This is a genomic window from Skermanella rosea (assembly GCF_016806835.2).
Lineage (GTDB): Bacteria > Pseudomonadota > Alphaproteobacteria > Azospirillales > Azospirillaceae > Skermanella > Skermanella rosea.
Genome location: NZ_CP086111.1, coordinates 4,299,404 through 4,322,284, shown reverse-complemented (window position 1 = coordinate 4,322,284; position 22,881 = coordinate 4,299,404). Strand labels below are relative to the sequence as shown.

At 66.0% G+C, this 22,881-nt stretch carries 23 protein-coding genes; 6 read left to right on the top strand and 17 right to left on the bottom strand.

Features of this window, described 5'->3' with window-relative positions:
* Nucleotides 1-66: 66 nt before the first annotated feature.
* Nucleotides 67-465, top strand: coding sequence for a response regulator (locus tag JL101_RS20200; RefSeq protein ID WP_203097600.1), 399 nt, complete (start codon nt 67-69; stop codon nt 463-465).
* Nucleotides 466-504: 39 nt separating this feature from the next.
* Here JL101_RS20200 and JL101_RS20195 read toward each other — a convergent pair whose 3' ends face one another.
* The 4 genes from JL101_RS20195 to JL101_RS20180 all read right to left on the bottom strand — a co-directional run bounded on the left by JL101_RS20195 (nt 505) and on the right by JL101_RS20180 (nt 4,718).
* Complete coding sequence (locus tag JL101_RS20195) at nt 505-2,136, bottom strand: alpha-D-glucose phosphate-specific phosphoglucomutase (RefSeq protein WP_203097602.1); 1,632 nt, start codon at nt 2,134-2,136, stop codon at nt 505-507.
* 67 nt (nt 2,137-2,203) lie between these two features.
* On the bottom strand, nt 2,204-3,505 hold the full coding sequence (glgC, locus tag JL101_RS20190; RefSeq protein WP_267133569.1) for a glucose-1-phosphate adenylyltransferase: 1,302 nt from the start codon (nt 3,503-3,505) through the stop codon (nt 2,204-2,206).
* Nucleotides 3,506-3,741: 236 nt separating this feature from the next.
* A complete protein-coding gene (locus JL101_RS20185; protein ID WP_201078129.1) occupies nt 3,742-3,960 on the bottom strand; it encodes a hypothetical protein in 219 nt (72 codons plus the stop codon).
* Nucleotides 3,961-4,025: 65 nt separating this feature from the next.
* Complete coding sequence (locus JL101_RS20180) at nt 4,026-4,718, bottom strand: LuxR C-terminal-related transcriptional regulator (RefSeq protein ID WP_203097606.1); 693 nt, start codon at nt 4,716-4,718, stop codon at nt 4,026-4,028.
* Nucleotides 4,719-5,593: 875 nt separating this feature from the next.
* Between JL101_RS20180 and JL101_RS20175 the strand changes: the two genes are divergently transcribed.
* The 3 genes from JL101_RS20175 to JL101_RS20165 all read left to right on the top strand — a co-directional run bounded on the left by JL101_RS20175 (nt 5,594) and on the right by JL101_RS20165 (nt 7,997).
* A complete protein-coding gene (locus tag JL101_RS20175; RefSeq protein WP_203097607.1) occupies nt 5,594-6,466 on the top strand; it encodes an extracellular catalytic domain type 1 short-chain-length polyhydroxyalkanoate depolymerase in 873 nt (290 codons plus the stop codon).
* 307 nt (nt 6,467-6,773) lie between these two features.
* Nucleotides 6,774-6,962: a hypothetical protein gene (locus tag JL101_RS20170; protein WP_203097609.1), complete on the top strand. Its 189-nt coding sequence runs from the start codon at nt 6,774-6,776 to the stop codon at nt 6,960-6,962.
* An 87-nt stretch (nt 6,963-7,049) separates the two neighbouring features.
* Nucleotides 7,050-7,997 (top strand): Rpn family recombination-promoting nuclease/putative transposase, encoded by a 948-nt coding sequence (locus JL101_RS20165; RefSeq protein ID WP_203097611.1) that lies wholly within the window; start codon nt 7,050-7,052, stop codon nt 7,995-7,997.
* Between the two features lie 6 nt (nt 7,998-8,003).
* Here JL101_RS20165 and JL101_RS20160 read toward each other — a convergent pair whose 3' ends face one another.
* Nucleotides 8,004-9,206, bottom strand: coding sequence for a Bcr/CflA family multidrug efflux MFS transporter (locus tag JL101_RS20160; RefSeq protein WP_228434998.1), 1,203 nt, complete (start codon nt 9,204-9,206; stop codon nt 8,004-8,006).
* A 100-nt stretch (nt 9,207-9,306) separates the two neighbouring features.
* Between JL101_RS20160 and JL101_RS20155 the strand changes: the two genes are divergently transcribed.
* Nucleotides 9,307-9,933, top strand: coding sequence for a trimeric intracellular cation channel family protein (locus JL101_RS20155; protein WP_228434995.1), 627 nt, complete (start codon nt 9,307-9,309; stop codon nt 9,931-9,933).
* On the opposite strand, the gene JL101_RS20150 is transcribed toward JL101_RS20155, so the two are convergent.
* The 8 genes from JL101_RS20150 to JL101_RS20115 all read right to left on the bottom strand — a co-directional run bounded on the left by JL101_RS20150 (nt 9,927) and on the right by JL101_RS20115 (nt 20,004).
* Nucleotides 9,927-11,864: a sigma-54-dependent Fis family transcriptional regulator gene (locus tag JL101_RS20150; RefSeq protein ID WP_203097615.1), complete on the bottom strand. Its 1,938-nt coding sequence runs from the start codon at nt 11,862-11,864 to the stop codon at nt 9,927-9,929. The genes JL101_RS20155 and JL101_RS20150 overlap by 7 nt on opposite strands.
* A gap of 233 nt (nt 11,865-12,097) precedes the next feature.
* The gene (gene groEL, locus JL101_RS20145) at nt 12,098-13,726 is read right to left on the bottom strand and encodes a molecular chaperone GroEL (protein ID WP_228434994.1); all 1,629 of its coding nucleotides are present in this window, start codon (nt 13,724-13,726) and stop codon (nt 12,098-12,100) included.
* Nucleotides 13,723-14,538, bottom strand: a complete 816-nt coding sequence (locus JL101_RS20140) for a metal-sulfur cluster assembly factor (protein ID WP_203097619.1) — start codon at nt 14,536-14,538, stop codon at nt 13,723-13,725. The genes groEL and JL101_RS20140 overlap by 4 nt, the downstream gene beginning before the upstream one ends.
* A gap of 5 nt (nt 14,539-14,543) precedes the next feature.
* Nucleotides 14,544-15,602, bottom strand: a complete 1,059-nt coding sequence (locus JL101_RS20135) for an amidohydrolase family protein (RefSeq protein ID WP_203097621.1) — start codon at nt 15,600-15,602, stop codon at nt 14,544-14,546.
* Between the two features lie 41 nt (nt 15,603-15,643).
* On the bottom strand, nt 15,644-16,000 hold the full coding sequence (locus JL101_RS20130; protein ID WP_201078142.1) for an MmoB/DmpM family protein: 357 nt from the start codon (nt 15,998-16,000) through the stop codon (nt 15,644-15,646).
* A gap of 31 nt (nt 16,001-16,031) precedes the next feature.
* Nucleotides 16,032-17,153 carry an aromatic/alkene monooxygenase hydroxylase subunit beta gene (locus JL101_RS20125; protein ID WP_202682698.1) on the bottom strand — a complete coding sequence of 374 codons (1,122 nt, stop codon included), beginning with the start codon at nt 17,151-17,153 and terminating at the stop codon, nt 16,032-16,034.
* A 41-nt stretch (nt 17,154-17,194) separates the two neighbouring features.
* Entirely contained in the window at nt 17,195-18,253 is a 1,059-nt protein-coding gene (locus JL101_RS20120) for an NADH:ubiquinone reductase (Na(+)-transporting) subunit F (protein WP_203097623.1), read from the bottom strand.
* Nucleotides 18,254-18,339: 86 nt separating this feature from the next.
* Nucleotides 18,340-20,004: an aromatic/alkene/methane monooxygenase hydroxylase/oxygenase subunit alpha gene (locus JL101_RS20115; protein WP_203097625.1), complete on the bottom strand. Its 1,665-nt coding sequence runs from the start codon at nt 20,002-20,004 to the stop codon at nt 18,340-18,342.
* 540 nt (nt 20,005-20,544) lie between these two features.
* Here JL101_RS20115 and JL101_RS20110 point away from each other — a divergent pair.
* On the top strand, nt 20,545-20,844 hold the full coding sequence (locus JL101_RS20110; RefSeq protein ID WP_203097627.1) for a hypothetical protein: 300 nt from the start codon (nt 20,545-20,547) through the stop codon (nt 20,842-20,844).
* Nucleotides 20,845-20,852: 8 nt separating this feature from the next.
* Here the strand turns inward: JL101_RS20110 and JL101_RS20105 are convergent, their stop codons facing one another.
* The 4 genes from JL101_RS20105 to JL101_RS20090 are packed head-to-tail and all read right to left on the bottom strand — an operon-like array spanning nt 20,853 to nt 22,675.
* Nucleotides 20,853-21,035 (bottom strand): hypothetical protein, encoded by a 183-nt coding sequence (locus tag JL101_RS20105; protein WP_203097628.1) that lies wholly within the window; start codon nt 21,033-21,035, stop codon nt 20,853-20,855.
* A gap of 35 nt (nt 21,036-21,070) precedes the next feature.
* The gene (locus tag JL101_RS20100) at nt 21,071-21,373 is read right to left on the bottom strand and encodes a hypothetical protein (RefSeq protein ID WP_203097629.1); all 303 of its coding nucleotides are present in this window, start codon (nt 21,371-21,373) and stop codon (nt 21,071-21,073) included.
* The gene (locus JL101_RS20095) at nt 21,363-21,605 is read right to left on the bottom strand and encodes a CDGSH iron-sulfur domain-containing protein (RefSeq protein ID WP_201078160.1); all 243 of its coding nucleotides are present in this window, start codon (nt 21,603-21,605) and stop codon (nt 21,363-21,365) included. The genes JL101_RS20100 and JL101_RS20095 overlap by 11 nt, the downstream gene beginning before the upstream one ends.
* Nucleotides 21,606-21,631: 26 nt before the next feature.
* Nucleotides 21,632-22,675, bottom strand: a complete 1,044-nt coding sequence (locus JL101_RS20090; RefSeq protein WP_203097631.1) for an NAD(P)-dependent alcohol dehydrogenase — start codon at nt 22,673-22,675, stop codon at nt 21,632-21,634.
* Nucleotides 22,676-22,881 lie beyond the last annotated feature (206 nt).

The following is a 22,881-nucleotide window of genomic DNA, read 5'->3' as shown; positions in this document are numbered from 1 at the left end:
ATTCGGAAGTGCTAAATGCCCGGTTCCGGTGTTCAATGGGTCTATACGGTTGAGGGGGAGCAGACAATGTCGGACCAGCGCCACATCCTTGTCGTCGATGACGAGGTGCTCGCCGCGATGGCGATGGAGCATGTGCTTCAGCGGCGGGGGTTCCGGGTCAGTCGGGCGGGTGACGGACAGGAAGCCTGGGACATCTGGCAGCGCGACGGGGCAGACGCGGTCGTGACCGATCTGAAGATGCCGCGCATGACAGGTGACGAACTGGCCGCCCGCCTGAGGGTGGCGGCGCCGCGCCTGCCGGTGATCGTGGCCAGCGGCTACCTGTCGGAGGCGGTCGAACACCGGCTGCGGGTCGAGATCGACGGCCCGATCGAGATCTTCACCAAGCCGCTCGACCTTGCCGGCATGCTGCGCACGCTGAAGGCGATGCTGGGCCCCGAAACGGGAAGCAGTCCCGCCGTGTGAAAGGGGGGGGCCGCCCCTTCGGGCGGCCCCGGCCGCCGGTCAGGTGATGACCGACGGCGCTTCCCGGCCGGTCCGGGACCGTATCCCGGCGATCCCGTCGGCGATGGCGATCAGGCCCGACAGGGCTTCCTGCGCGTCCCTGTCCTGGCCGGCCGGATCGGCCTCGTAGCGTTCCATGTAGACGCGGAGCGTGGCCCCCCCGGTACCGGTGCCGCTCAGCCGGTAGACCACGCGGGAGCCGTCCTTCAGGGTGACGCGAACGCCTTGGCGGCTGGCGACGGAGCCGTCCACCGGATCGCGGTATTCGAAATCGTCGGCCGCCTCGACCGAGGTTTCCCCGAAGATCTTGCCGGGGAGGGCCGGCAAAGAGGCCCGCAAATCGGCCATCAGCGAGTCGGCCGTCGCGGTGTCGATGTCCTCGTAGTCGTGCCGGGTATAGTAATCGCGGCCGTACTCGCGCCAGTGCCCCGTCATGATGCGGCCGATCGGCTCGCCCCGGACCGCCAGGATGTCGAGCCAGAGCAGCACGGCCCACAGCCCGTCCTTCTCGCGGACATGGTCCGAACCGGTGCCGGCGCTTTCCTCGCCGCACAGTGTCGCCATGCCTGCGTCCAGCAGGTTGCCGAAGAACTTCCAGCCGGTGGGTGTCTCGAAGCCGGGAATGCCCAGCTTGGCCGCGACCCGGTCGGCGGCGCGGCTGGTCGGCATGGAGCGGGCGATGCCCTTGAGGCCGGCGGCATAGCCCGGGGCCAGATGGGCGTTGGCCGCCAGGACCGCCAGGCTGTCGCTGGGCGTGACGAAGAGGTTCGGCCCCATGATCATGTTGCGGTCGCCGTCGCCGTCGGAGGCGGCGCCGAAGTCGGGCGGGTTCGGCCCGGTCATGGCGGCGACGAGGTCATGGGCATGGACCGGGTTGGGATCGGGGTGGTGCCCGCCGAAGTCGGGCAGGGGAGTCCCGTTCAGCACTGTCCCGGCGGGGGCGCCCAGCCGGTTCTCCAGGATCTCCGTGGCATAGGGGCCGGTCACCGCGCTGAGCGCGTCGAAGGTCATCCGAAAGCCGCCCTGGAACATCGCGCGGATGCGGGCGAAGTCGAACAGGCTCTCCATCAGTTCGGCATAGTCGGCGACGGGGTCGATGATCTGGACCGCCATGCCGTCGAGCCGGGTTTCGCCGAGCCGGTCGAGGTCGAGGTCCGGCGCCTCCACCGTGCGGTATTCCGTGATTTCGCCGGTGCGGCGGTGGATCGCGTCGGTGATCCGCTCCGGCGCGGGGCCGCCGTTGCCGGTATTGTACTTGATGCCGAAGTCCCCGTCGGGGCCGCCGGGATTGTGGCTGGCCGACAGGATGATCCCGCCGAACGCCTTGTGCTTGCGGATGACGTTGGACGCGGCCGGCGTGGAGAGGATGCCGCCGCGGCCGACCAGCAGGCGCCCGATGCCGTTTGCCGCCGCCATCCTGATGATGATCTGGATGGCTTCGGCATTGTAGAAGCGCCCGTCGCCGCCGACCACGACGGTCTGGCCCCGGATGCCGTCCATCACGTCGAAGATGGACTGGACGAAGTTGGCCACGTAGTGCGGCTGGCTGTAGACGGCCACCTTCTTGCGCAGGCCCGACGTGCCGGGCTTCTGGTCGTTGAAGGGGGTGGTTTGGACGATCACCGGGGCCATTCCTGTTCCTGTTCGCTTGGTCGGTGGGACGGCCGGTCGTCGGCCGGCCGGGGTGGTGGGTACCGGATCAGACGGTGATGTGGCCCAGCGGAACCGGCGACCGGGTGCCGTCGATGACCACGATCCCGCTTTCGGTCACGTGGTATTTCTTGCGGTCCTCCTCGAGATCGTATCCGATCACGGCATCCGGCGGGATGCGGGCGTTCTTCTCGATGATCGCGCGGCGGATCCTGGCCCGGCGGCCGATGTCTACGTTGTCGAAGATCACGCTGTCCTCGACCAGGGCGCCGGAATGGACGCGCACCCAGCGGCCGAGCACCGAGCGCTTGACGACGCCGCCCGAAACGATGCAGCCGCCGGACAGCATGCTGTCGATCGCCTGGCCCCGGCGATCGTCCTCGTCGAAGGCGAACTTGGCCGGCGGGTCGGAATAGCCCGAGGTGCGCAGCGGCCACTGGCGGTTATAGAGGTTGAGCGGCGGATCGATCGCCCGGACGTCCATGCTGGCCTCGTAATAGGCATCCAGCGTGCCGACGTCGCGCCAGTAGGGGACCCGGTCCGGCGGGTCGCCGGCGATGCGGTTGGTCTGGAAGTCGTAGGCGAACATCTCGACCTTGCCGACCAGGTTCGGCAGGATGTCCTTGCCGAAGTCGTGGGAGCTGTTCGGGTTCTTGACGTCGTCGTAGACCATCTTCAGCAGCAGGTCGGTGGAGAAGATGTAGTTGCCCATGGACGCAAGGACCTTGGTCGGGTCCCCCGGCATGGTCGGGGCATCCTCGCGCTTCTCGACGAAACCGATGATCCGCCCTTCCTCGTCCACCTCGATCACGCCGAATTCCTTGGCGTACTTCTTGTCGACCGGGATCACCGCGACCGTGACGCCGGCGTTCTTGCGGGAGTGGAACTCGATCATCTGCCGGATGTCCATCCGGTAGATGTGATCGGCGCCGAACAGGACCACGAGGTCGGGCCGGGACTGTTCGATCAGGTTGCAGTTCTGGGCCACGGCGTCGGCCGTGCCGCTATACCAGGTCTCCCCCGGGGAGCGCATCTGGGCCGGCACCGGGATGATGAACTGTTCCTGCAGCAGTCCGCCAAACTGCCAGCCGTCGCGCAGATGCTGGAGCAGGGACTGGCTGCGGAACTGTATCAGGACATAGATCGAGAAAATTCCCGAGTTTATGAAATTGCTCAAGACGAAATCGACGATGCGGTACTTGCCGCCGAAGGGTACGGCCGGCTTCGCCCGCTCCTTCGTCAACGGAAACAGCCGCGTGCCTTTGCCGCCGGCGAGGATCAGGCCCATGATCTTGAGTTGCATCAAGCTGTTCCTTCTATTGGCGTCTGTTGGGGATTGACGCTCTTGGATATGGCTTTCGCACTTCGGTATCAGAGTAACAGCCGATGCGGGAAAAGGTAGCCTTGTTGCACTGCGGTGATGCTTTTGTCCAGAGGATTAATCCCTCCTCGTTTACTATGTTTTTCAGACTGAATTAAGAACAGTTCCAGGTAGTCACTTGAACTGCCGTGAACGGCGAACGGCCGCGCCCCATACCTGGGACGCGGCCGTTCGGGCCTTCTCGGTTTCGGCTTCGGGCGGGTGTCTCAGCCCCGCTTGCGGCGGTTGTCCCACTTGGCGGAGTCGGGATTGTCGGCGGGCAGACGGCTGAGGATCTGGTTGCAGATCGCCTCCGCGCTGCGATCGTAGACGTTCCACTGCTGCGGGGTGAGCCTCTCCCTGAGCATCAGCATGCGGCCCACGAGATAGTGTTCGCTGAGGCCCAGCTTGACCGGAATGGTGTGAAGTTTGGAATGATCGTTCATGGGAAGCCCCGTCTGCAGCCTGTTGTCGCCGTCCTGGTTCCTGTCGTGACCCCGGATGCCCGGCCTCAGGCGGAAACCGCCTGGAGGCCGCGGGTCGGCGTGCCGGCGCCTTCCGCCGAGAAGCCGTTGTTCATGGCCCAGATCGCCGCCTGGGTGCGGTTGTTGACGTCGATCTTGCGCAGCAGCGTCTTCAGGTGGACCTTGACGGTCGCCTCGGTGATGCCGAGCCGGATCGCGATCATCTTGTTGCTGGCCCCGGTGACCAGGGACTGCAGGATCTCCTGCTCGCGGGGCGACAGGCCGCGGATCGAGTTCTGGGGCGAGGGCGCGTTGATGTCGAGCAGCATCGCCGCGAGATTGGTCGGGAACACCTTCTCGCCCAGCATGATGAGCTGAAGCGACTGGATCAGCGCCTCCGGCGAGACGTTCTTGATCAGGAACCCGTCGGCGCCGCCGCCCATCGCCTCGCGCAGCATGTCCACCGACATGTCGTCGGCCAGCACGACGATCCGGGCCGCGGGATAGGTATCCCGGAGCTGCTGCAGGTCGGCGGCGGCCTTGACGGCCTGTCCGGTGATCACCAGGCCCGGCTCGGCGTCCTGGCCCGAACCTTCCCGGGCGCCGGCATGGGCGATCGCCTGCTCCATGGTGTTGAACTCCGCACCGACTTCGAAGCGGGTGCCCGCCAGCAGATGCTTCAGCCCTTCACGAAAAAGACGATTGGATTCAACGAGGATCGTGCGACCGTTGGCGTTCATGACTATGGGTTCCTATGAATTGCTGTTGCGCAGCTAGACGAGGGGGCCGGTTGGTAAGTCGTTTTCGGGTTGTGATCTTCTTGAGACTAAGAATGGTCTAAAAAATGCCCAATATAAAGGGGAAATTAATAGAATTTTAGGGATAGACCGGTGTATCCGCCCGGCGTTCATCGTGCGAACGGCATAGGCGGGCAGAGAACCGCTGGTCTGACGATGGTTCGGCGCATGCCGGGCGGGGGAGGGCGCGACCCGAAGGAGGGGCGGTTCGGGGTGACCCGCACCGAGGTCGTGTTTTCCACAAGGGGGAGGGCGCTGGCCGGGGCGTCTTCCGCGCGGCCGGGAAATGGCGCATGGCCATGCAAATGGCGAAGGGCAGATCTGACGACCTGCCTTTCCCATTGATCGAAATCCGGATTCGGATAACTTCGATATCGCAGCAGTGATGCTGCATACGCCTCTTTGGGCGTTTCCTCCCTAGACTCAGGCCGCCTTTCGGGGCGGCCTTTTTTTTGCACAAAACGAAGCGCTTGCCAACTGCTTAATGCGCAAACTTTCTTATATCCTTTTTTTGTAACTGTGCCGAAAAATTAGGCAATCGCTGTTGCCGCAAATCCAGGCACGTCCGGTTCCCCGTGATCATATCGCACCCGCGAAGGAACGAGTCGCTTCGGTGGCGGGTTCATTCCCGGTGGCGGCCGGCCGATGGCAGGCTTTCCCCGGCGTTTCCAATCGTTTCGACAGGCAGGACTATGGCCCGAGCGACAGGCAGGGCTGCGACGGCATTCCGCAATCCGCGTTCGGTCGATGCCGCACCGTCATGGCGGCCCGACATCTTGGAGGTGGAGGAGTTCGGCTCCAATCCCGGGAATCTCCGGATGTACAAGTTCGTGCCGCCGCGGTTGTCCAGGAACGCTCCGCTGGTGGTGGCCCTGCATGGCTGCGGGCAGACGGCGGCCAGTCTCGACCACGGCATAGCCTGGTCGAGACTGGCCGCCCGCCTGGGCTTCGCGCTGCTTCTGCCGGAGCAGAAGCGGGCGAACAACTTCAACCGGTGTTTCGGTTGGTTCTCGCCGGGCGACATGGAGCGGGACCAGGGCGAGCCCCTGTCGATTCGCCAGATGGTCGACCGGATGGTCGCCGAACATCGGATCGACCCCGGGCGCATCTATGTGACCGGCCTGTCGGCCGGCGGCGCGATGACATCGACTCTGCTCGCCACCTATCCGGATGTCTTCGCAGGTGGGGCCGTCATCGCCGGCATGCCTTACAAGGCGGCCTATGGCAGGATGGACGCGCTCAATGCCATGGTCCATGGCCGGGCCAGGCCGTCCATCGTCTGGGCGGGGCTCGTCCGTGCCGCCTCGGCCCACCGGGGCCGGTGGCCGCGGGTTTCGGTCTGGCATGGCGACTCGGACCGCACCGTCAATCCCGCCAATGGCGCGGAGATCGTCAAGCAATGGGTCGGCGTCCACCGGCTGCCCCGCGGCCCCGGCACGGTGGACAAGGTCAACGGGCACATGCGGCGCGCCTGGCTGAACCGGGCCGGCGAGGCGGTCGTCGAGGAATATGTCGTCAAGGGCATGGCGCACGGCACCCCGGTGCGGGCCGGCAGCGGCGCGCGGTCGGTCCTGACCGCCCCCTATGTCTTCGACATGGGCATAGCCTGCGTGGACCATATCGCGTGGTTCTGGGGCCTGTCGAAGCGGCGCCCCGGACGCTGGACCCGGCAGCACTCTTCCAGCGGGTAACGAAACCATGTCAATCGATACCCCCGGGCAAGGAAATGGCTGTCTTATGCTGCGGTGCGTCACATTGTTTCAAGAGGCGAATGAGTAACAGAAGAAGCCCGTGAAAGGTGCGAAGGGTGCTCAGCGGGTATCCGCGATCAGGCTCAGATGATAGTTTGCGCCGGGTTATCCTTACCTATCCGCGAAACGCAAGGCTGCCTCGCGGTGCTGGTATACAAAATACGGCATGCCGCATTTGACATGCGGGGTGTTCAGGGACCATATTTGGTGCACCGCACAAACGGACATCCAAGACAGGAACTATCCAATGCTCACCGAAGCCACCGCCAACATCGTGACCCTGCTCGCCCTGATCGCCATCGTCCATTTCGCCGTGACCGCCGTGATCGCGCGCAAGCTGACCCGCGACGAACTGGCCGAGGGCGGCGTCAAGGGTGTCGGCAGCGCGAACTTCAACGGCCAGCCCGCCAACGACAGCGTCCGCAAGGCCGCCTGACGCAGGGCGACATGCCGCATTGCCGGTTGGATGCGGGCGCCCTCAATTGGCGCCGTCATTCCACCGCATGCGGACGGTCGCCTTCCGATGGGCCAGCAGCACGACCTTCTGTTCCGGGCCCTGCTGGACGATCCGGTCCGGGCCGGCATCCTGATCCGCGACTACCTGCCGGCCGACATCGCCGCCCGCCTGGGCGACGAGCCGCCGGTGCCGCTGGACGGGAGCTTCGTCGACTGGACGCTGACCCCCAGCTGGGTCGACCGCCTGTTCTCGGTCCGCCTGCGCGACGGCGGCACGCTGCTGATCTACGTGCTGCTGGAGCACAAGAGCCACCCCGATCCCCGGACCCCGCTCCAGGTGCTGGGCTATCTGGTCGACATCTGGGAGAGCTTCGTCGGCGACGACGCTTCCCGGATGCGCCGGCTGCCGCCGATCGTCCCTCTGGTGTTCTATCACGGGAGGGGACCGTGGACGGTGCCGACCTCCGTCATCGACGCCATCGGTGCCGACGAGGGCCTGCGCGACTTCCGCTACGTCGTCTGCAACATCGTCCCCATTCCCGACGACCAGCTCTCCTCCGACCCGGAGGTCCGGGCGGCGCTGCTGCCGCTGAAATACGTCTACCGCCAGCCCGATCCGGAAATGCTGCTGGAGGCGGTGCTGTCGGGCCTGCGCGAGGGCTCGCCCCTGGCACAGAAAGTGCTGTATTATATGCTCGATATGTACCCGCGGATCTCCGTCGACATGATGCGGACGGTGAACGGCAGGGTCAGGCCGGACCGGGAGCAGGACATGGTATCGCTCGCTGCGCAGCAATGGCTGGACGAGGGTCGCGCCGAGGGATGGGTCGGCGGCAAAGCGGAGGGGAAGCTGGAAAGCATCCGCATGACGCTCGAAACCCGTTTCGGGCCGATTCCGGCGGCGGTGGAGAACAGTCTTCGGCGCACACCCCACGATCAGCTTGATCAGGTGCTGAGGCGTTCCCTGACGGCCGAGTCGCTCGATGCCGTCTTCCCGGAAGATCATCTCCACTGATCGTCATCAAGGCCGCGCCGGAAGCGCCAGCGCCGCCAGGGCGCAGCAGATGCCCATGGCCCCGATCACCAGGACCATGGGCCCGGGCGTTCCGTCCGACAGCCAGCCGACCAGGGCGCTCGCCGCCGCTCCCACGCCGAACTGTATCGTTCCGGCAAGGCCCGACGCCGCGCCGGCCATGCCGGGCACGACCGACATGGCGCCCGCCATGGAGTTGGCGCCGACCAGACCCAGCATGGCGAGATAGAAGAACAGCGGCACGGCGATACCGGCCAGCCCGAAGCTTCCGGTGGCGCCCAGCGCCGCCAGGACGATGCCAGACGCGGCGCAGCCCAGGGCTCCGTAGAGCAGCGCGCGGTCCGACCCGACCGCCAGGACCAGCCGGCGGTTCACCAGGTTGAAGATCATCATGCCGACGACATTGACGCCGAACAACAGGCCATAGGACTGCGGCGATATCCCGAAATACTCGATATAGACGTACGGCGTCCCGGCGATGTAGCTGAACATCCCGCCGGTGAAGAAGGCGCCGGCCAGCGAATAGGCCAGGTATGACCGGTTGCCCAGCAGGCGCAGGTAACCCGACAGCATGGCGCCGATGCCGACCTGCCGGCGCGCCGCCGGCGCCAAGCTTTCCGGTATCGAGAAAAGCGCCAGCAGCACCACGAGCCCGAAGGCGGCCAGCCCCCAGAAGATCGCGCGCCAGCCAAGGAGCACGAGAACCTGGCCGCCCAGCAGCGGCGCCACCATCGGCGCCACGCCCATGATCAGCATCATCAGCGACAGCATGCGCGCCGCCTGGTCCTGGGGGAACAGGTCGCGCACCATGGCGCGGGCCAGGACGGGAGCGGCGCAGGCGCCGAACGCCTGGGCGAACCGCCACAGTACCAGATGGTCGGCGTCGGTGGTCAGCGCACAGCCGAAGCTGGCGGCGATGTAGATCAGGATGCCGACGGTGATCGGCCCGCGCCGGCCGAACCGGTCGCCCAGCGGTCCCCATACCAGCTGCCCGGAGCCGAAGCCCAGGAAGAAGCTGGACAGCGAAAGCTGGACCGATGCCGGGGAGGCGGCGAGGCTACGGCCGATCTCCGGCAGTGCCGGGAGATACATGTCGATGGCCAGCGGGGCGAACGCCATCAAGGAGCTGAGGACGATTGCGAGCCAATGGGGATTGACGGGCCTGGCCCGTCCTGCGGACAGCGATGTCATTGAGTCTTCTGCGTCGCGGGGATATGTCCGCCCAGCTTCGCACCCTTGGGCGTGCCTGTATAGAAGGTGGAGCCCCAACCATCGGCATGGGAGACTCGCGTTGGATCAATGGATCGCCTGGCTCGACCTCTGCGGCGTCGCCGTCTTCGCGGCCAGCGGCGCGCTGACGGCGTCGCGCAAGCAGATGGATGTCGTCGGGTTCTGCCTGATCGCCACCGTGACAGGCATCGGCGGCGGCACCATGCGCGACCTTCTGCTGGGGCAGGGGGCGGTCTACTGGATCTCGGCGCCGGAATACGTGATGACCTGCATCGGCGTCGGCGTGCTGCTGTTCTTCACGGCGCCCTATCTCGAATCGCGCTACAAGGCCCTGCTCTGGGCCGATGCCGCCGGGCTGGCGCTGTTCTGCGTGACCGGGGCGGAAAAGGCGCTGGGTGCCGGAGCGCCGCTGCCGGTCGCCGTGATCCTGGGCGTCATGACGGCCACCTTCGGCGGCATCATCCGCGACGTGCTGTGCGCCGAGGTGCCGCTGATCCTGCGCAAGGAGATCTACGCGACTGCCGCGGCGGCTGGCGCCCTGGTCTATCTTCTGCTGGTCCTGGCGGGGGTCGGTGCCCTGTGGTCCCAGGGAGCGGGCTTCCTCGCCGCCTTCGGAATCCGCGCCATCGGCATCGCCTTCGGGGTCTCGCTGCCGGTCTACCGGGCGCGCCCCGGCCGGGATTACTGATACCGCTCCAGCCCGTACTGCTCCATCTTGCGGTACAGGGTCGTCCGGGAAATGCCCAGCTCGCGGGCGGCGCTGGTCAGGTTGCCGGTGTGGGCGGCGATGGTGGCCTCGATCGCCTGGCGTTCCAGCTGGTCGAGCCGGTGGGGGATCGTGGGTTCGGCCGGGGCCGGCACGATGTCGGGCGGCAGATCGGCCAGGGTGACGGTCTCCTCGTCGCTCATCAGCAGGAGGCTTTCGACCACGTTCCGCAGCTCGCGCACGTTGCCCGGCCAGGAGTGGCGGCGCAGCGCGTCCATCACGGCCGGCTCGAACCGCTTGGGCGCCAAGTCGTGGCGGCGGGCGAGCAGGTCGTTGAAATGGGGCACCAGAAGGTCGGTGTCGCCGGCGCGGTCGCGGAGCGGCGGGATCCGGACCGTCGTCACGCTGATCCGGTAATAGAGATCCTGCCGGAACCGCCCCGCGGCGACCTCGTCGCGCAGGTTCCGGTTGGTCATCGCGATCAGGCGGACATCGACGTGCCGCGGCTCGCTGTCGCCGACGCGGTAGACGATGCCTTCCTCCAGGACGCGCAGCAGGTAGGGCTGGAGGTCGAGCGGCAACTCGCCGATCTCGTCCAGGCACAGGGTCCCGCCGTTCGCCAGTTCGAACCGGCCGAGGCGCCCTTCGTTGGCCGCCCCGGTGAAGGCGCCGCGGACATAGCCGAACAGCTCGCTGGCGACCAGTTCCTTGGAAACGGCGCCGCAGTTGAACGCGACGAAGGGATCCGACGGGGACGCGGCGCCCTCGCCGTGGATGGCGCGGGCGAACAGTTCCTTGCCGGTGCCGGTCTCGCCTTCGATCAGCACCGGCGCCCGCCGGCCCGCCAGCCTGCGGGCCCGGTCGATGGCGCCGCGGACGGAGGGACTGGAGCCGACGATGGCGGCGAAGCTGCCGCGCCGGGCGTCGCCCTCGTGGCGCGGCCCCGCCGATCTGGCGGTGCGCCGGGGCTTCGCCGGGATGACCAGGAGGGCGCCCAGGGTTTCGCCGTCGACCGTAAGCGGCTTGGTCCACTCGGCCGGCCAGCACGACGGGTCGAGGCTGGCGACCCTGGACTCCTTGTCGAGCACCACCCGGGCGGGGCCGGTGCCGTGTTCCAGCAAGCCGCGGGCGCGTTCGCTCATGTGCAGGACGCGGCCCTTTCGGTCCACCGCGATGATGCCGTCCTCGACCCAGGTCGGCAGCTTGGCGACGCAGGCCTCCAGCAGCTTCACGCGCTCCTGCCGCGCCTGGTCGGCCATGGCCCATTCGACCTGGCGGGCGGCGACGACGGCCAGGGCGAGGTTGTGGCGCTGGAAGGTCTGGCGCGGCCCGGAAATATCGAGCAGTCCGACCAGCGAGCCGTCGATCGGGTCGCGGATGGGCGCCGCGGCGCAGGTCCAGGTCTTGACCCCGGCGCAGAAATGCTCGGTCGCATGGACCAGGACCGGCTGCCGGGTGACCAGCGCGGTTCCGATGCCGTTGGTCCCGGCCGCCGATTCGTGCCACGCCCCGCCGGGCTCCAGGTGGATCTCGCGGCCGGCCTCCAGGGTCGCGCGGTCGCCGACGGTGGTCAGGACGACGCCTTCGGGGTCGGTGACCAGCATGATCGACCCGGTGCCGATGAACAGGTCGATCGCCTCGGCAAGGGTACCGGCCGCCGCCGTCAGCAGGTCGCGGTTCCGGATGCGGAGATGGTGCAGCCCGTCGTCCCGGACCGCCAGGGGAGCGCTCGAGCCGTGGGCGTTGACGCCGCTTTCGAGGCTCCGCCGCCAGGAATTGATGACCACGTTCCGGACCGGTGGATGGTGATCGACGCCGGCCAGGAAATCCTCCCACGCGCGCATGATCGACGCTTCATCGGCATGGGCAGCGGCACGGGGCGGCATCGTCGCCCCGATTCCCGTCTTGGGCATGTATTCACACTCCCTCGCCCGGATCCTATTATTAGTGCTCAGACGGCGCGGTCCGGAACATGGAGTTTACACTGCGTACAGTCTTTGGGTAACGATAAAGTTCGGGTGATGTCTTCTTGCGTTCTCCTTCGGTTTTGCCGTCCAGGGCGAGATTGACGCACGGGACCGGCGGTCAGCCCCGTGCGTCGCACCCCCGGCCGGCAGGTAGCGGCGGATCTCACTGCCAACCAAGCCTATTCGCGTCCAAGCTTCTCCGCTCCGGCGCCGAGCGCCGGTCCGGCCGTGGGATCGGACATGTCGGGCTTGTCCGCGATCAGCGTGTGCGTGTTCAGGATCAGGCAAGCGGCGGAGGAGGCGTTGCGCACCGCCGTCGTGGTGACCTTGACCGGGTCGGTGATGCCGGCCTCGATCAGGTCGGTGAACTGGCCGGTCCGCGCGTCGAACCCGGTGCCCCTGGGCGCCTCCGCCGCACGGGCCGCGATGTCGTTCGCCGCGAGGCCGCAGTTCTCGGCGATGCAGCCGAGCGGTGCCGCAAGCGCGCGCTGGAACAGCCGGATCCCGTCGCGGACCCCGCCGGAGGTCTGGTCGGCCAGCGTGTCCAGGGCAGGGGCCGCCTGGATCAGCGCCGTGCCGCCGCCGGGCACGACGCCTTCCTCCATGGCGGCGCGGGCGGCGTTGAGGCTGTCGTCGAGCAGCTGGACCCGGCGCTTCTGCTCCGCCGGGGTGGCCCCGCCGGCCAGGATGGTGGCGGTGCCGCCGGTCAGCTTGGCGAGCCGTTCTGTATACTTGTCCCGCTCGATGTTGGGGGGAGCCGCGTCGAACTGGCGCTGCACCTGGGCGCGGCGGGCGCGGATCAGCTCGGGATCGCCGTGGCCGCGGATCAGGGACGTGAAGCTCTGGCCGACCCGGACCTGGTCGGCGCTTCCCAGGTCTTCCAGGGTGACCTGTTCCAGCCGGCCGCCGAGATCGCGGGCGATCACCCGTCCGCCGGTCAGGATCGCGATGTCCTCCAGCATGGCCTTCCGCCAGTGGCCGAATTCCGGCGGGTTGACCGCGACCGCCAGCCCCGCGCCGTTGCGGCGCATGCCCATCAGGGTCACGACGACCTCCGGGGCCAGTTCGTCGGCGATGATCAGCAAGGGATGGCCGGTAGCGGAGACCTCCGTCAGGATATGAGCGATCTGGTCGGGCGAGGCGATCCGCTGGTCGGTGATCAGGATGTGTGGATCGTCCAGGACGGCCCGCATGGTCTCCACGTCGGTGACCATGTGGTGGGAGATGTAGCCCCGGTCGAACGACATGCCTTCGACCACTTCCAGGGTCGTCTCGATGCCCGGGCCGAAGGTCACCTCGACGATTCCGTCGCTTCCGACCCTGCGGAGCGCCTCGGCGACCAGATGCCCCAGGGCCGGATCGGTCGCGGCGATGGTGGCGACCGCTTCCAGCTGCGTGTGGCCGGAGAGCGGCTTGGCGGACTTCCGCAGCGCTTCGATGACCGCTCCCGCTGCCCGGTCGATGCCGGCGACCAGGTCCACCGGGCTGCCCTGGTTCTCCAGGACTTTAAGCCCGCCCTGGATCAGCGCGTTGGCCAGCACGGTGGCGGTGGTGGTCCCGTCGCCGGCGATCTCGTTGGTCTGCTTGGACACCTCCCGCACCACCTGGGCGCCCATGTTCTCGAACCGGCATTCCAGCTCGACCTCATCGGCGATGCTGACCCCGTCCCGGGAGACGATCGGCGTGCCGATGGGCCGGTCGATGATCGCGTTCATGCCCTTGGGGCCGAGGGTGCCCTGGACCGCCAGGGTCAGCTTCTCGACGCCCCGGCCGAGGGCGGCGCGCGCCTCCGCGCGGTGGAGCATCATTTTCGGCATCCGTCATTCCCTCCCGTGTTGCTTTTTGCCACCTGGGTTGCCACCCGGCCGGCGATGAAGTCGGCCAGGGTGGGTTCCCCGTCTGGCGCGGGGTCGTCGTAGCGGGCCTGGAGCAGGCCCCGGCAGAGATGCCCGTTGAACTCCGTGTTGATCCGGACCCGGCGCAGCAGCGACAGGTATTCGGCGAAGTTGCGGGGATCGATCGGCTCGCCCTGCGCCGTCGTGAAGGCGGTGTCGCCGGGGCCGCCGAACTCCCGGCGGATTTCCAGGTAGCGGCCGCGCTGGCGGGCGGCCTCGGCATCGTCGATCGCCAGCGTCGCCAAGTGCGGGCAGTCGAGGTCGAGGATCGCCTGGACCGACCAGTCCCGGTCGAGCAGGTAACGGATCACCGCCTCCTGCCGGCGCTGGAACGCCTTGATCCGGAAGGTCCGGCGCAGGTCGTCCAGGTCCTCGTCCACCGCCTCATCGCTGAAGGTGGATTTGAACGATCGGCCCTGGGCCAGCCCCTCGTTGATCGTGTCGGAATACATATGGTCGCGCAGGTCGACCAGGACCTGCCGGACCCAGGGGAGGGAGGAAACGGCGACGCGCATGTCATCGGCCATGAGGAAGGCGAAGTTGGCGGCGCACCAGTATGTCGGCAATCGGAACCCGATATGGACGCGGTCCTCCGCGTCCACGTCGACCTCCGTGACGAAGCGGAGCTCCGTCACGGACTCGTCGAGTTCGGGGTCCGTCACCGCTGCCAGGCTCGCCCACACCTCCGCCACGCGGGGGTCGCCCGAGGTGACGTGGGGTGTCATGGGCGTCAGTCTCCCAGGACTTCGGCGACCTGCGCCATGGTCTGTTCCCCGGCATGGGCCGGTGCCGTTCCGCTCAACCTAGCCTTGTGGGCCGGCACGTCGATGTCGTAGAGCTTCGCGGCGTTGAGCCCCAGGATCTTGCGCTTGGCATCCAGGTTCAGATCGACGCCCTTGTCTTTCTTGATAGTGTCGGGAAGCTCGTGCGCCATGAACTTCTCGACCATCCACTTGGGCGACCAGATCGCGTAGTCGCTGCCGTAGAGCAGCCGGTCGGGGCCGAGCCAGAACAGCAGCTCGGAGATCACCTGGTTGAAGTAGTCGGGCCGGCTGTGGATGAAGGGCAGGGCCACCGCCAGCCCGCCATAGACGTTCGGCTCCTGCACCGCGATCCAGCAGAAATCGTCCAGGCGCGGCAGGCCGCAGTGCTCGACGATGAAGTTCAGCTCGGGGAAGCTGGTCGCCGCGTCGTCGATGTCGGCCACGTCGAAGGCGTCGCGGTTCAGGGGCAGGATGGTCGGGCCCTTGTGGACGTGGATGTTCTTCACGCCCAGCTTGACGCACTCGGCCATGTAGCGCTGGGCCCACTCGTCGGTCAGCTTCCAGCCCTTGCTGGCACCCTTCCACTCCGCGGTGTAGAGCTTGACGCCCTTGATCTTGTACTTCTCGACCAACTCGTGCAGCGCCTCGATTCCCGCTTCGCCGTCGCGCGGGTCCCAGGCGCCGTTGAGGATGAAGCGGTCGGGATGTTTTTCCTTCAGGACGGCGTTCTGCTCCGTCGTGTTGAAGCCGTTTACGTAGAAGTCCTTCAGGTATGTCGGCTGGAAGATCGCCATGTCGTCGTAGCCTTCGACGAACAGGTCGTTGTACATGGTCTCGGCGCCGTACTTGTCGAACTTCTCCTTGGGCCAGACATACTCCTTGGGGCTGAGCGCGGTATGATAGCCGTAGAAACAGTCGATGAACTGCGCGCCGTGGACGTTCTTCTGGTTCTCCTTGCTGCCGTCCCACAGGTGGGTGTGGCCGTCGATGATGAAGATTTCCTCGCCTTCCGCCGTCTTGAACATCGTTTCCTCCGCCGATCGATTCTTGATTGGATCTTGTCGGGTCAGGTGTATTCGAGTGCGTCGTCCATGTTGCCGAACAGCATGACCGTGTTGTCGTCGATCATGACCATGCGGCCGTAATGGGTGGAGGTGGAGATCTCGAACAGGTGCGGGGTCATCTCGCGACCCAGCGCCTCGCTGATCTCGTCCATCTTGAATTCCATCCTGCCTTCGCCGTCGATTCGGATCATGGCCGGCATGTAGGTCACCTTGATGCCCGGCTTGCTCTCCATCACCTCGGCGATGCAGCGCGCCTCGACGCTGTCGTTCATGGTGACGCCGCACTGGTGCGAGATCGTGTGCTCGAAGGTCAGGTCCTGCATGGGCTTGAAGATGTTGAAGTCATGGGCGACGCTCATGGCTCTTTCCTCCTCTCTCGATCCGGGGTTTTCAGGCGTCGGCGGCCGGCTGGGCCGGGGCGGCGGCCGGCGCGATCGCGACGGCGGCGGGCACTTCGATGCCGATCTCGGCGCAGATGGCCCTCAGGCGGTTGGACGAGGCCGCGAAGGCGTCGGTGAACTGGGCCGCCTTGACGCGCGGCTGCGACCAGACCGGCTGCAACTGGTTCGCCGCCTTGACGCATAGGGCGCCGTGCTTCTCCAGCCAGCCTTCCATGACCTTGCGGTTCGCCTCGCCATGCTCCGGATCCTGGGCCAGCAGGTGGAACAGCTCGACCGTGTTTGCGAGGTTCTGCTCGTAGTCGGCCTCGGCCGCCGACACCACGGCCGGGGTGGCGAAGTCGTTCTGGGCGGCGGCAAGCTGCATGACGAAGCCGCTGCGGAACAGCTCGGCGACCAGCGGCTCGAACACGACGTTGGTCGCGAAATACTGCTCCAGGTAATCCTCGGCGCCCATGACGGCCTCGGTCGCCTCGCGCACGCCCTGCCAGACCGGGTCCTCGAGCCAGTGGGTCTTGCCGGCCGTCGCGTCGAACACGGGCAGGTCCATGCCGATCTCGCTCAGGTACAGCGTCAGGTCCTGGGCGAAGCGCAGCTTGTAGGACGAGTTGGTCAGGATGGCATTGTTGACCATCTGCGTGTAGCCGTAGCGCTGGGCATGCATGGTCGCCTTGCCCAATCCGTACTCCGCATGCTTGTAGGCGCCGACATGGTCCTGGAGGATCTTGACCCAGCGGGGATCGAAGCGCGACGGAGCGCCCGACTTGCGGGCATTGTCCACGACGTTCTTGATCATGCCTTCGATGGTGGACTGGCGCTGGTAATGGGTCCGCTCCCATTCCTGGTCGGGCGCGCGGAACTTGTGCCAGTCCGACGACTGGAGCTTGGTCCAGCCCTTGTAGTAGGTCGGCGTCCCGTCGGCGAAGGAGATGATCCAGTTCTGGAGCAGGTAGCGTTCCGGATCGGGCTGGACGTCTACCGTCATGTCCTCGTAATGGGTCGCCTTGCGGCCCTTCGGTTCGTAGTAATTGTACTTGCGGCTATCCCATCCCGGGAATTTCTTCGCGCCGGCGGCGCCGGACTTGACTTCCGTTTCCTGAACCTGTGCCGTCATTTTTGTTTTCCTCCCCGTTTGCAAAGGTTGGCGGTCGGTCCTTACCGAAGGGCCGGCGTGAACTTGTCGAAATAGATGCGGTCCGGTTCGACGCCGCCGATCTGGAGCACCGGCAGCAGGGCGTCGATCATCGGCGGCGGGCCGCAGGAGTAGACGTCGATGTCGGAGGCGTCGCCGAGGGTGCCGAGATGCCGGCGCACCACCTCGTGGATGAAGCCGGTCTCGCCCGTCCAGCCGTCGTCGGGCGCCGCGTCGGACAGCGCCGGGATGAAGCGGAAGTCGGGCAGGCGTTCGGTCAGCTCGACGAAACGGTCCAGGTAGAAGAGGTCGCGGGCCTGCCGGGCGCCGTAGAAGAAGCGGATCGGCCGGGCGGGCTCGCCGCAGCCGATCTGGTCCTGGAGGATCGACCACAGCGGCGACATGCCCGAGCCGCCGCCCACCAGCACCATCGGGCCGGAGCGGTTCTCGCGCCGCAGGCAGGTGCCGAAGGGGCCGCGCAGCATCAGGCTGTCTCCCGCCTTCAGGCTGCCGTCGAGCTGGGCCGAGAAGGCGCCCTGGGGGTATTTCCTGATGATGAAATGGGGGCGGTGCGGGTCGCTCGGCGGGTTCGCCATGGAAAAGGAGCGCGTGATGCCCTTGCCCGGGATGGTGATGTCCACGTACTGGCCGGCCCAGAACTTCAGCGGCTGCTCGATCTCCAGTTCCAGGCGGAAGATGTCGTGGGTCAGCGGGACGATGGCGGTCAGCCGGGCCGCGAAGTCCTTCACCGCGATCGAGCGGGACAGCAGGTCCTCGTCATAGTTCAGTAGCTCGACTTCTATGTCGCTGTAGGCCAGCGTGCGGCAGAGCAGGATGTGGTTGGTGTCGCGGTCCATCTCGGACAGCGCGAAGGTGGAGTATTTCAGCAGTTCGACGTCACCGTCGATCAGCACCGATTTGCAGCTGGAGCATTGTCCTTCCTTGCAGCCGTGCATCAGCGAGATGCCTTGGCGGAACGCCGCATCGAGAACGGTTTCCCCTTCCTCGACTTCCATTTCGATGCCGGCGGGCTGCAACAGGACCGTGTGGACCGCGCGGGCGGCCAACGGGTTCTGGGTCATGTGGAATTCCCCTGGACGAAGATCTGGCGGCTTGCGGCGGAAGTCGGGGAGCGCCTCGGCGGCGCTCCCCTGTTTCCGGCCGGGCGTCAGATCCGATGGACCTTGAAGCCCTTCTTGTACTCGGCGACGTGCTTCTCGCGCTGTTCGGGGGTCATCTCGCGGAGCGTGATCAGGGGGCTCTTGATCTCGTAGCCGCGCACATGGTCCAGGGTCCACATGTCCTTCTCCTCGAACGACAGGTGGGGCTGGGCGATCAGGGTCTTACCGTCGGGACGGACGAAGCCCATGTCCTTGATCGCGTCGGCCAGGTCCCAGCCATGGTACATGCTTTCCCATTCGCGATGACCGCTGAAACGGCCCATGGCGGGGGTCGGCCGGCCCTCGTACTCGCCCTGGAAGGCGACCTTGTGGGTCCAGCGGTCCACCTCGTGGCCGTAGGTGTAGATCTGGCCGTCCACCTCGTCCACGACCATGTCCTCGCGGATCAGGCAGGGCACCAGGTTGGACCAGCAGCGGTGCGGATAGACATAGCCGGTGTCGACGAAGGTGATCGGCGGGTTGCCGGGCTTGCTGAGCTTGGCGTAGTTCTCCCACCAGGCGCCGAACTCGTCATACCAGCCGGGATACTTGTGCTCGAACCACTCGAAGTCCCGCTCGGTCATGGCCTCGATGCGCCAGAAGTTGGCCCACCAGCCGGCGGAGAAGAACTGGGCGACCTTGTGGACGTAGTTCTTCTTGACGATCCGGTCGAAGGCTTCGTGGACGTCGTCATGGTGGATCTTGATGCCGTACTTCTCCAGCGGCAGCATGTAGGTCCGGTAATAGTCCTCGAAGATCCAGCGGTGCCACAGCTCCGCGTAGCTCTCCTTGTTCTTGTCGCGGTTGGTCGTGCCGTACTCGATGATGGTGCCGATGGCGGCGTCGACGATCGCGTGGTTCTGCCAGAACGCATATTTCAGGTCGCGTTCCAGGAGCTGGTGGTTGTCCGGATTGTTGAGGATCGACATCAGCAGCGAGTGGCCGTTGCCGATGTGCCGGCTCTCGTCCGACTGGACCGACAGGAACACGGTCGGCAGGGCGTAGTCGCCGTTCCGCGCCGCTTCCGACGGCATCGCGACGAACAGGGTGTTGGTGAAGGCCGTCTCGGCGACGACGGTCAGGTAGATGTTGGCGGCGGTGATCGCGTCGCCGGTCACGAAGGCTTCGCCGAACTGCCGGCCGATGGTGGTGGCGTAGCACTTGCCGAACGCCGCTTCGGTGATGTCGAACCCGGCCGGGTCGATGTAGTTCTCCATGTACCACTTCTTCAGGTTCATCTGGATGGTCGAGTGCCGGAACTCGTCGACCATCTGCATGGTGAACCCGGTGCGCAGGTCATCGCCCGGCGCCAGCCGGCCGACCATCGCCATGGAGCGCGCGGCGGAAATCTCGGGGAAGGGGATGATCGCCAGGAACAGCTTCATCCATTCGACCCAGCGGGGCTCCACGTTGCGGAACATGTCGCCGCGCAACGCCGCGTCGAGCGCGCCGTAGACCCGGTTGTCCTTCTCTTCCTGCATGGGGAAGTAAGACCGCAGGACCTGCTTCATGGGGTCCTTGGGCGCCTTGGAGATCTTGTAGTCGGTCGGGAAGGTCATGGCTTCCTGGACATAGGAGGGCGTCCAGCCCAAGTCCGCGACCCGGCGCGCCGCCTCGCCGATGCTGATGCCCTTCTGAGCGATGATCTTGTTGAGCGTCAAACCGTCAGGCATGGTTTACTCCCTGGAATTCGTTGGCTGGAATCTCGTTGCCGACATTTCGTGTAACGACAGGTTTCCGCCTTGGCCGGCTCTTCGGGCCGGCTTGAGTTCAGTCCGGGATGGCGATCCATGATGTTCCGGAGCGCTGCTTGCGCTCAGGATGCAGAAACTTTCCGCCGTGCTGCTGTCATGGCCGTTTCCCCGCACTACTTCCTTGTTTATTGCACTGCGTCATGGGCGGTGCTTTGTTGTGCTTGCGATAGTCAGCAAACGCTGTGCCAACTCTTGAGTGGCCTGCAAAGTCTTGTAATCGCTGCCTTGCGAGGCTTTTTCCTGATCTGGTCTGTGGTCATTGTTTACTTGTGGAACGTCCAGGCTTGCAGGAGTGTTTCAAAACGGGCCGGTGTGGACGGTTGTGAAGATTGGTCCCACTCGCGTCATGCGACAGTATGACCTGCCCGGTGGTCCCGAGAGTTTTCTGGAGCGCTTCGGCACACCATGCTATTTTTCAGGTCGGCAGCAGTGCCGGGCTTGAGACGGACGGCGGGGTTGATGATGACTGGCGGAACCTTCGGCAAGATTCCCAGCAGCGAGCGTGAAGCAATCCTCGCCGCCATCCATGAACTCGGAGGGCGCATGGATCGCCGCTTCGAGCAGATGGATACGCGCATCTCGGCACTCGAGAAGGATGTCGGTGAGATCAAGTCCGAGATGAAGACCATGGGCAAGGGCGTCCTGGAGGTCCAGCTGTCGATGAAGCATCTGCCGAGCTACTGGCACATGTATGTCGCGCTGACGGGGCTGGTCGTGACCGTCTACAGCCTGATGCGCTTCGCCATGCCCAGCCACTGACCGCGGCGTTACTTCTTCGCCGTCTCCTCCGGCTTCGCCTTTTTCTCCGCGATATAGCGGGCGCCCAGGATCAGGGCGCCCATGGTGAAGTCTTCTCCATGGGCGGCGATCATCTCCTGTGATAGATCGGCGAGCCGCTTGAAGAACTCGTCCTTGGATGCATCCTCGGCCGATGCCGCTGAAGTGCTCATGGTGTCGGGCCTCCGGTTTTCGTTCGGTCCAGCGTTCAGTGCGGTTCGTTCAATCGATGGACGATGTCTTCCAGCTTGAGGATCAGCGCCTCGCGTTCGGCCTCGATCTTCTTCGTCTGCTCGATGGCGTCGCGGTGTTCCCGTTCCAGCTCGGCCAGCCGGGCCGACAGTTCGGGAGTGGGCGCCGCCGCCAGGTCCTGGCGGCAGCGGGACAGCTCGAACTCCACCCCGGCGCGCCGGCCCTCCCGCGTGAGCTGGGCCGAGTTCAGCTCGGTCAGCTTGGCGACGATGGCGTAGCGCTCGGCCATCAGGGTCTGGAACGCATCGTCAGAGGTCATTGTGATGGCCGTCGCAGAGCGGTGGGTTGGCGGTGCGCTTGCAGCCGCACAGGAAGACCGTCCCGGTGCCGGGCGCCCTCCACCCCATCGGGCTGATCCCCGTGCCGGCGTGGGAGCCGTCGCAGATCGGCTGGGTGGCGCTGCGCCCGCAGCGGCACCAGAAGACCAGATCGCCTTCCTCGACCTCCCACTCGTACGGGCCGGCCTGGGCGACCTCGGGTTCGAAACCCATGGCGATGTCCTTCCGGTATCCGGGCCTCAGGGTATTAGGACGGCACGGCCCTTGACCTTGCCGTGGTGCAGGTCGTGCAGCGCCTCGTTGGCCTGCTCCAGCCGGTACTCGCGGGTCGCCAGCTTGACCAGGCCGCGGTCGGCCAGGGCCATCAGTTCGACCAGTTCGGGATATGTCCCGACCAGGTTGCCGACGATGGTCTTCTCCGACGTGATCATCTCGATCGTCGGGATCTCCACCTTCCCGCCATAGCCGACGATGTAATAGAAGCCGGCGTTGCGGGTCATGGCGAGACCCTTCTCGACCGCGTCGCCCTCGCCGACGAAGTCGATCACCGCCTCGGCCCCTCGGCCACCGGTCAGGGCCAGGATCTGCTCGACCTCGGTGCCGTCGGACTTCACCAGATGATGCGCGCCGCACTCCTTCGCGAGGCCAAGCGCCATGTCCGAGCGGTCCACCGCGATGATCTCGGCGGCGCACAGGGCGGCCAGCACCTGGACGCCGATATGGCCCAGCCCGCCGACGCCGATCACGACGGCGTATTCGCCGGGCAGCAGGTGGCGCGACGCCTTCTTGGCGGCCCGGTAGGCGGTCAGGCCCGCGTCGGTATAGGGAGCGACGTCCTTGGGCGTCAGGCTGGACGGCAGCTTGATCAGGGATCGGACGCCGGTCAGCAGGTACTCGGCATAGCCGCCGTTGGCGTTGATGCCGGGGAACTTGCTGTCGGTCGCGTGCATGTCGTCGCCGCGCCGGCAGGCAAGGCAGTGGCCGCTGGTCACCAGCGGGTGGCAGATAACGGGGTCGCCGACCTTGATGCCCTCGACGCCCTTGCCGACCTCCTCGACCCATCCTGCGTTCTCATGGCCCATGATGTAGGGAAGCTGGACATCGACCTTGCTGCGCCAGATACCTTCCACGATGTGCAGGTCGGTCCGGCAGACGCCGGCGCCGCCGATGCGCACGATCACGTCGGTGGTCTTCTCGATCTTCGGATCGGGGACCTCCTCGTACCGGACGAACTGCGGGCTGGTGAGCGACGGGTCGAATTCGTAGAGCACGGCCGCCTTCATGGATGAGCCTCCCCGTTTGTGATTCGGTCGGTGTTCCGGTCCTCGTTGGAACCGGCACTCTGGACGCAATGGGCGTGCCAGGAACGGGAGCGGCGGGAATCCGCGGCATTCTCCGGAATTGACCCGAATGGCGTGTTTACATAATCAACGCCTGCTCACACCTTGGCTGTGCAAGACTTGAACATAACAGGTCGTCAGGGGAGGAA

Coding starts and splice junctions, on each gene's coding strand:
- JL101_RS20200 (WP_203097600.1), top strand. CDS start 67: ATGTCGGACCAGCGCCACATCCTTGTCGTCGATGACGAGGTGCTCGCC.
- JL101_RS20195 (WP_203097602.1), bottom strand. CDS start 2,136: ATGGCCCCGGTGATCGTCCAAACCACCCCCTTCAACGACCAGAAGCCC.
- JL101_RS20185 (WP_201078129.1), bottom strand. CDS start 3,960: ATGAACGATCATTCCAAACTTCACACCATTCCGGTCAAGCTGGGCCTC.
- JL101_RS20180 (WP_203097606.1), bottom strand. CDS start 4,718: ATGAACGCCAACGGTCGCACGATCCTCGTTGAATCCAATCGTCTTTTT.
- JL101_RS20175 (WP_203097607.1), top strand. CDS start 5,594: ATGTACAAGTTCGTGCCGCCGCGGTTGTCCAGGAACGCTCCGCTGGTG.
- JL101_RS20170 (WP_203097609.1), top strand. CDS start 6,774: ATGCTCACCGAAGCCACCGCCAACATCGTGACCCTGCTCGCCCTGATC.
- JL101_RS20165 (WP_203097611.1), top strand. CDS start 7,050: ATGGGCCAGCAGCACGACCTTCTGTTCCGGGCCCTGCTGGACGATCCG.
- JL101_RS20160 (WP_228434998.1), bottom strand. CDS start 9,206: ATGACATCGCTGTCCGCAGGACGGGCCAGGCCCGTCAATCCCCATTGG.
- JL101_RS20150 (WP_203097615.1), bottom strand. CDS start 11,864: ATGCCCAAGACGGGAATCGGGGCGACGATGCCGCCCCGTGCCGCTGCC.
- groEL (WP_228434994.1), bottom strand. CDS start 13,726: ATGATGCTCCACCGCGCGGAGGCGCGCGCCGCCCTCGGCCGGGGCGTC.
- JL101_RS20140 (WP_203097619.1), bottom strand. CDS start 14,538: ATGACACCCCACGTCACCTCGGGCGACCCCCGCGTGGCGGAGGTGTGG.
- JL101_RS20135 (WP_203097621.1), bottom strand. CDS start 15,602: ATGTTCAAGACGGCGGAAGGCGAGGAAATCTTCATCATCGACGGCCAC.
- JL101_RS20130 (WP_201078142.1), bottom strand. CDS start 16,000: ATGAGCGTCGCCCATGACTTCAACATCTTCAAGCCCATGCAGGACCTG.
- JL101_RS20125 (WP_202682698.1), bottom strand. CDS start 17,153: ATGACGGCACAGGTTCAGGAAACGGAAGTCAAGTCCGGCGCCGCCGGC.
- JL101_RS20120 (WP_203097623.1), bottom strand. CDS start 18,253: ATGACCCAGAACCCGTTGGCCGCCCGCGCGGTCCACACGGTCCTGTTG.
- JL101_RS20115 (WP_203097625.1), bottom strand. CDS start 20,004: ATGCCTGACGGTTTGACGCTCAACAAGATCATCGCTCAGAAGGGCATC.
- JL101_RS20110 (WP_203097627.1), top strand. CDS start 20,545: ATGATGACTGGCGGAACCTTCGGCAAGATTCCCAGCAGCGAGCGTGAA.
- JL101_RS20105 (WP_203097628.1), bottom strand. CDS start 21,035: ATGAGCACTTCAGCGGCATCGGCCGAGGATGCATCCAAGGACGAGTTC.
- JL101_RS20100 (WP_203097629.1), bottom strand. CDS start 21,373: ATGACCTCTGACGATGCGTTCCAGACCCTGATGGCCGAGCGCTACGCC.
- JL101_RS20095 (WP_201078160.1), bottom strand. CDS start 21,605: ATGGGTTTCGAACCCGAGGTCGCCCAGGCCGGCCCGTACGAGTGGGAG.
- JL101_RS20090 (WP_203097631.1), bottom strand. CDS start 22,675: ATGAAGGCGGCCGTGCTCTACGAATTCGACCCGTCGCTCACCAGCCCG.